Below are 2,157 nucleotides of genomic sequence, written 5' to 3' on the forward strand. Positions count from 1 at the left end.
GACCCTGTGGGAGAGTAGGACGCCGCCGAACTCCTTTTAGAACTCCGGCTCTTGGGCTTTGCCCAGGAGCCGGAGTTTTTTTGTTTCTCCGGCCCTGAACCCCGGCGCAACCCCTCCGTATCCCGGCGTGAACCCGGCGGGTAAGGTCAGGAGGCATCGTTGGCTCGTTTCCCACAGGAGGCCCCCGGGTGGAGGTCCAGGAGACCCGTGTCCAGACGGACCGAGTCCTCACCATCCCGAACATCCTCAGCATGGCGCGGCTCGTCGGCGTGCCCATCTTCCTGTGGCTGATCCTCAGGCCCGAGTTCGGTGGGCCCAAGAGCGACGGCTGGGCGCTCCTCGTGCTCGTGCTGAGCGGCGTCAGTGACTATCTGGACGGCAAACTCGCTCGGCGCTGGAACCAGATCAGCAGCCTCGGCCGGCTCCTAGATCCGGCGGCCGACCGGCTCTACATCGCTTCGACTCTCCTCGGCCTGACCTGGCGCGGGATTCTGCCTATCTGGTTGACCGCTGTACTTGTGGCGCGAGAGCTGGTTCTGCTGGTGATGGTGGGCATCCTCAGGCGCCACGGCTATCCGCCGCCCCAGGTGAACTTCCTTGGGAAGGCCGCGACCTTCAACCTCATGTACGCCTTCCCGCTGCTGCTTCTCAGCGACGGAAGCGGATGGATCGCGTCACTCGCCGCTGTTTTCGGATGGGCGTTCGCCGGGTGGGGTACAACGCTGTACTGGTGGGCAGGACTCCTCTACGTGGTTCAGGTCCGCCGCCTCGTCCGGGCGGACACCACGGCCGATTGAGCCCGCCGATGGGGGCGGCCGTAGCGGCACGATGGCCCGCGCTGGGAAACTGCGGGACAATCTAGACGGGTGAAGTCGGCTGAACCGTCGTCTCTTCGAGGAGGACGCTTCCGACATGAAGGCCGTCGTAATGGCGGGAGGCGAAGGCACGCGCCTTCGCCCCATGACCTCAAGCATGCCCAAGCCGCTCCTGCCGGTGGTCAACCGCCCGATCATGGAGCACGTGCTGCGGTTGCTGAAGAGGCACGGGCTCAACGAGACCGTCGTCACAGTCCAGTTCCTGGCCTCGCTGGTCAAGAACTACTTCGGTGACGGCGAGGAGCTCGGGATGGAGCTCACGTATGCCAATGAGGAGAAGCCACTCGGTACCGCCGGGAGCGTCAAGAACGCCGAGGAGGCACTCAAGGACGACGCCTTCCTCGTGATCTCTGGCGATGCCCTGACCGACTTCGACCTGACCGAGCTGATCAATTTCCACAAGGAAAAGGGCGCGCTGGTCACCGTCTGCCTGACGCGTGTGCCCAATCCGCTGGAATTCGGCATCACCATCGTCGACGAAGAAGGAAAGGTCGAGCGCTTCCTGGAGAAGCCGACCTGGGGCCAGGTGTTCTCCGACACCGTGAACACCGGCATTTATGTCATGGAGCCCGAAGTCTTCGACTACGTCGAGCCCGACGTGCCCGTCGACTGGTCCGGTGATGTCTTCCCACAGCTGATGAAGGAGGGCAAGCCGGTCTACGGCTATGTCGCCGAGGGCTACTGGGAGGATGTCGGTACCCACGAAAGCTATGTGAAGGCGCAGGCCGACGTCCTGGAGGGCAAGGTCGACGTCGAGATCGACGGCTTCGAGATCTCCCCGGGCGTATGGGTGGCAGAGGGCACAGAGGTACACCCTGACGCCGTCCTGCGCGGTCCCCTTTACATCGGCGACTACGCCAAGGTAGAAGCCGATGCCGAGATCCGTGAGCACACCGTCGTCGGCTCGAACGTCGTTGTGAAGAGCGGAGCTTTCCTGCACAGGGCCGTCGTCCACGACAACGTGTACATCGGCCAGCACAGCAATCTGCGCGGCTGCGTGGTCGGAAAGAACACCGACATCATGCGTGCGGCCCGGATCGAGGACGGCGCCGTCATCGGCGATGAATGCCTCATCGGCGAGGAGTCGATCGTCCAGGGCAACGTCCGGGTCTATCCGTTCAAGACCATCGAGGCCGGTGCCTTCGTCAACACCTCCGTCATCTGGGAGTCCCGCAGCCAGGCCCATCTCTTCGGTGCCCGTGGTGTGTCCGGAATCCTGAACGTGGAGATCACACCCGAGCTGGCCGTGCGGCTGGCCGGCGCGTACGCCACCACGCTCAAG

The 2,157-nt window shown here is 63.9% G+C and carries 2 protein-coding genes; both read left to right on the forward strand.

Annotated elements, in window-relative coordinates:
• Nucleotides 1–188: 188 nt before the first annotated feature.
• A complete protein-coding gene (clsA, locus tag BIV24_RS30295) occupies nucleotides 189–797 on the forward strand; it encodes a cardiolipin synthase ClsA (protein WP_071369674.1) in 609 nt (202 codons plus the stop codon).
• A 115-nt stretch (nucleotides 798–912) separates the two neighbouring features.
• A partial coding sequence (locus BIV24_RS30300) for a nucleotidyltransferase family protein (RefSeq protein WP_177198880.1) occupies nucleotides 913–2,157 on the forward strand: 1,245 nt, incomplete at its 3' end.

The organism is Streptomyces colonosanans (assembly GCF_001866645.1).
Taxonomy (GTDB): Bacteria; Actinomycetota; Actinomycetes; order Streptomycetales; family Streptomycetaceae; genus Streptomyces; species Streptomyces colonosanans.